The sequence below is a fragment of the Novosphingobium sp. genome, assembly GCF_040079535.1.
Lineage (GTDB): Bacteria > Pseudomonadota > Alphaproteobacteria > Sphingomonadales > Sphingomonadaceae > Novosphingobium.
The window spans coordinates 1-4,856 of the sequence record NZ_JBEBKB010000071.1 but is presented as its reverse complement, the minus strand read 5'-3'; the positions used below and the strand labels follow the sequence as shown (position 1 = coordinate 4,856).

Annotated in this window: 5 protein-coding genes; 1 reads left to right on the top strand and 4 read right to left on the bottom strand. The window is 58.7% G+C overall.

Annotation, left to right across the window (positions count from 1 at the left end; genetic code table 11):
- The 3 genes from uvrB to ABL914_RS13605 all read right to left on the bottom strand — a co-directional run.
- A partial coding sequence (uvrB, locus tag ABL914_RS13615; protein WP_391563732.1) for an excinuclease ABC subunit UvrB occupies positions 1-2,148 on the bottom strand: 2,148 nt, incomplete at its 3' end.
- 87 nt (positions 2,149-2,235) lie between these two features.
- Positions 2,236-2,499, bottom strand: coding sequence for a DUF1272 domain-containing protein (locus tag ABL914_RS13610; RefSeq protein WP_391563731.1), 264 nt, complete (start codon positions 2,497-2,499; stop codon positions 2,236-2,238).
- 12 nt (positions 2,500-2,511) lie between these two features.
- The gene (locus ABL914_RS13605; protein WP_391563730.1) at positions 2,512-3,084 is read right to left on the bottom strand and encodes a TetR/AcrR family transcriptional regulator; all 573 of its coding nucleotides are present in this window, start codon (positions 3,082-3,084) and stop codon (positions 2,512-2,514) included.
- A gap of 153 nt (positions 3,085-3,237) precedes the next feature.
- Between ABL914_RS13605 and ABL914_RS13600 the strand changes: the two genes are divergently transcribed.
- Complete coding sequence (locus ABL914_RS13600; protein ID WP_391563729.1) at positions 3,238-3,996, top strand: acyl-CoA thioesterase domain-containing protein; 759 nt, start codon at positions 3,238-3,240, stop codon at positions 3,994-3,996.
- Positions 3,997-4,099: 103 nt separating this feature from the next.
- Here ABL914_RS13600 and ABL914_RS13595 read toward each other — a convergent pair.
- The coding region (locus ABL914_RS13595; RefSeq protein ID WP_391563728.1) for a hypothetical protein at positions 4,100-4,856 on the bottom strand (757 nt) is incomplete at its 5' end.

Here is a 4,856-nt window from a genome sequence, read left to right as displayed (position 1 = left end):
GCCCTTCCTGGTCCCCGGCTTGCCCTCATTGCTTCGACCCACAACCGGCGCGTAGCTTTCACCGGGCAGGCCAAGTTCATCGGCCTCAAGCCTGCGGATTTCGTCCCTCAACCGTCCAGCTTCCTCAAACTCAAGGTCAGCTGCGGCGCCCCGCATCCTCCCTTCAAGCTCTTCGATGTAGCTGCGCAGGTTGTGGCCCACCAGATTGTTGCGAGCATCGTCCTCGATCTCGACCAGCACGCCATCGCGCGATGCCGTATCGGCGACGATATCGTGGATGTTGCGCTTGATGCTCTCGGGCGTGATGCCGTGTTCGATGTTGTAGGCGTGCTGTTTTTCGCGGCGGCGGTCGGTTTCGGCCATCGCGCGTTCCATCGATCCGGTGATCCGGTCGGCATAGAGGATTACCCGGCCATCGATGTTGCGCGCGGCGCGGCCGATGGTCTGGATCAAGCTGGTTTCGCTGCGCAGGAAGCCTTCCTTGTCCGCATCCAGGATTGCCACCAGCCCGCATTCGGGGATATCGAGGCCTTCGCGCAGCAGGTTGATACCCACCAGGACATCATAGACCCCAAGCCGCAGATCGCGGATCAGCTCGATCCGTTCAAGCGTTTCCACATCGCTATGCATATAGCGCACCCGCAAACCGGCTTCGTGCATGAATTCGGTCAGATCCTCGGCCATCCGCTTGGTCAGCGTGGTGACAAGCGTTCGGTATCCGGCCTGCGCAACCTTGCGGCACTGTTCGATGCAATCCTGCACCTGATCTTCAACCGGGCGAATTTCCACCGGCGGATCGATCAGGCCGGTGGGCCGGATCACCTGTTCGGCAAAGGCCCCGCCCGATTGTTCCATTTCCCAGTTGCCCGGCGTGGCTGAAACGGCCACCGTTTGGGGCCGCATTATATCCCATTCGTTAAACCGCAGCGGGCGGTTATCGATGCAGCTGGGCAGGCGAAATCCGAATTCGGCCAGCGTGATCTTGCGGCGATGATCGCCTTTGCTCATCGCGCCGATCTGCGGCACGGTCTGGTGGCTTTCATCGACGAACAACAGCGCGTTATCGGGCAGATATTCAAACAGCGTTGGTGGCGGTTCGCCCGGCAGGCGGCCGGTCAGAAAGCGCGAATAGTTCTCAATCCCGGCGCAGCTTCCGGTTGCCGCGATCATCTCAAGATCAAAATTGGTGCGCTGCTCCAGCCGCTGGTGCTCAAGCAACTTTCCCTCAGCCTCCAGCTCTTTCAGCCGCTCGGTAAGTTCGAACCGGATCGCCTGAGCCGCCTGCTGCATCGTCGGTCCCGGCGTCACATAGTGCGAATTGGCATAGATCCGCACCTTGTCGAGGCTCGCCCCTTTTTTGCCGGTCAGCGGATCGAATTCAGAGATATCCTCGATCTCGTCGCCGAAAAAGCTGATCCGCCATGCCATGTCCTCATAGTGCGATGGGTAGATCTCAAGGCTATCGCCGCGCACCCGAAAATTGCCGCGCTGAAAAGCGGCATCGTTGCGCTTGTATTGCTGCGCCACCAGCTTGCGGATCAGTTCGCGCTGATCGACGCTTTCACCTTTCTTGAGGTCAAAGATCATCGCCGAATAGGTCTCAACCGAACCGATCCCATAGATGCACGAAACAGAGGCCACGATGATCACGTCATCGCGTTCAAGCAGGCTGCGGGTGGCGGCATGGCGCATCCGGTCGATCGCCTCGTTTACCGAGCTTTCCTTCTCGATGTAGGTATCGCTGCGCGGGACATAGGCTTCGGGCTGGTAGTAATCGTAGTAGGATACAAAATATTCCACCGCGTTGTCAGGGAAAAAGCTTTTCATCTCGCCATAAAGCTGTGCGGCAAGGATCTTGTTGGGGGCCAGGATCAGCGCCGGGCGCTGCGTCGCCTCGATCACTTGCGCCATGGTAAAGGTCTTGCCGCTGCCGGTAACGCCCAGCAGCACCTGCGTCGCCTCACCATTGTTCACGCCCTCAACCAGCTCTGCAATCGCGGTGGGCTGATCGCCGGCCGGGGAATATTCGGAGACGATCCGGAATGGCTTGCCCCCGTCCGCCTTCTGCGGCCGTGCCGGCTTGTGCGGCACAAAGCTGGCGGTGGTGTCGGGCTCGTCAAGGCCCCGGCGGATGATCAGTTCGGCCATTTGGGACATATGGCGAACATTGCCGCTCGGGGCAAGTCTGGTTGGAGGGGCGCGGCTCAACAGGCGCCCCCCTATTTCTGTCCAGCGCTATTGCAGGCAATCAACCAAGGGCACACATCCAACGTGCGGCTTGATCACACGTTTGGTTGATGGCGGAGCCTTTACCAACAACGCTTCGGGCCGGGTTGGCCGCAAGACCAGATCGCCGCCGCAGTTAGGGCAGGCCCCGGCGAAATTCGTTTCGGCACAGTCCGCGCAGAACGTGCATTCGAACGTGCAGATCCGGGCACGAGGGTCTCCATTTGGCAGATCGAGATCACAGCATTCGCAGTTTGGACGGATGTCGAGCATTGCAATTCTCCTTCAGGGCGATTCCATGGTTCCGGTGCCAAGCATGGCCTGCGTTTCAGCGATGAAATGCGCCTGGCTTGGCTGGTCAAGGATACCAGACCCATAGAGCGACAGACTTCCGTGCAGGAGCACCAGCACGCGCATCACCGCCCGGCGCCGATCCTGCGGACTGTCGTCGGGTTTGGTGAAGTGCCGCATAGCCTCGGCAATGCTGAGGTGCGCTGCGGCTTGAAGTGCTGGTTTGAATTTCATCGTGGCATGTGGGCGGCTCATCATCAGCGCGTAAAGATGCGGAGCGCCAAGCGAAAAGGTTAGATATTGGGCGATAAACGCAGCGGCATTGCTGGCGGCTCCAAGCTCCAACCCCAGCTTTTCAAAGCCGCGCTCTGCTACTGCATCCAGCAACGCCTCGCGATTAGCAAAGTGGTGATAGATAGTGCGGTGGGCCACGCCGATCAAATCCGCAATGCGGCGAAGGCTTAGAGCCTCCGCGCCGTGCAGCGACACCGCATCAGATGCAGCGTTCACGGCATCCACGCGGACGTTTCCATGCCGATAAGTCGTGCGTGTCACAGGCATCGCCATCAGTGACTTTACCGGGAAACCCAACAATCCGGCAACCCAAATTGCAACCATTCCGCGCGGCGCTTGACTCAATCGGTTGATCATCGCAATTCAATATCCATCCACTGGATGGTTATTGGGCATTCCTGAACCATTTGCAACCGGGAATTGAACATGGCGATTTTTGAACAAGGTGCAGAACCCGCAAATTGGCAACCCACGGAGCTGGCGCGCGGGCCATTTTCCGGGCTTCAGGGCGGGGCGATTGCAGGGTTGCTTTCTGGGGAGATCGAACGGCTCGCATCAGAACGGAGCTGGGGTTTCGCGGTCAGCGCCAGCATCTGGTTTCTTCGCCCGGTTCCGATGGCATCGCTCCGCACCGAGATTTCTGTTGTCCGCGCGGGTGGCCGGATCAGTCTGGTCGATAACGCACTGTTCTGCGTGGGGGATGATCAACCCTGCGCGCTGGCGCGGGTTACGCTGGCCCAGCCACGGCCAATCGAAATTGCCGGGTACCAAGCACCCAAACCGAAGTTGGTCGATCCACTTATCTACCCGAGTTCGGAACGAACGGCACCACATGGCGGCCCCTGGTTTATGGATGCGATGGAAGCGCGGACTGCCAGTGGTATCAGTTGGTTTCGCCTGAAATACGAAGTTATCGCCGATGCCGGACCGCTCGCCCAGGTGCTCGGCCCGGCTGATTGGGCGCATGGTATATCCCGCCCAGTATCGGGCGTGGTGGCCGATCCCAATTCCAACTTGCAGGTAAATCTGGTCAGGCAACCACAGGGCAAATGGATCGGTGTGGAACCGCTGACCCATTGGCAACCTGACCTGGGTGGGGGAATGGGCGGCGGTTTGCTTCGCGACGTCTGTGGCGTGATCGGGCGGGTTTCAATGAGTGTGGCTTTGACCCCGTTCCCCAAATAGCCGTGGATCTTGCCACACCATCTTGGCGGCGACTTCCTTCGAATTTCTCCCAAACAATGTGATACCGCCAAGCTTGGTGGCCTTGTCCTTGCGGATCGATCCTTCAACCCGGTTCGGCGCAATAAAATCGGTCGCGGTAATCAGCAATGACTTTGGCATTTTCAAAGACAGCGTCAGGATCATTGAAGGCAGATCTTAAGGTTGGGTCGGATCGCAAGGCGCTGGTCATCCGGGCATACGCATCGACCGCAAGGCGCGCAGCCGCGCAGGAGCCGGGAAAATCCCCGGCCTCGTATAGGCGCTTCGCCTCCTTGCCTTTGGTTTCGCCTTGCAACGCATCCTGCTCCAGGGAATTTCGCTGCGCTCCTGTGACCTTGTTGCAGAAAGTTTCATCGCGGGTTTCTACAACGATCTTGGCATTATGATAAATCTGCGCGGGATTGCCAAAGGCCCCTTCGAGCTCTGGATTGGCCCGCATCGCGCTGGTGATCCGGGCCAGTTCGTCGGCAGCAGCACCGACAGTTGAACAAGCTGCGGCCTGGTTGCCTTCTTCCCATTGGCTGGTGGCCATCTGGTACATTCCCAAAGCCCAGGTTACTCCCTTCTGCAGATCGCGCTTCTGGGCATTGATCGCGGCATCGGTCCGGGCGTCGGTTCTGGGAAAAGGTGTGGATCCATTGGCTATTTTGCAAATGTCATTTGTAAGAATTCGCGCGTTGGTCAGATCGGTATTGACTGCATTTAGATATTCGGACGGGGCATCATTGCGCGCCAGTTCCTTCAGGTTTGCAGCCTTGATCAACAGTGTGCAGGCTCGAACCACATAGACGCGCTCATTCGTGGCCGCTGCCTTATCAAGT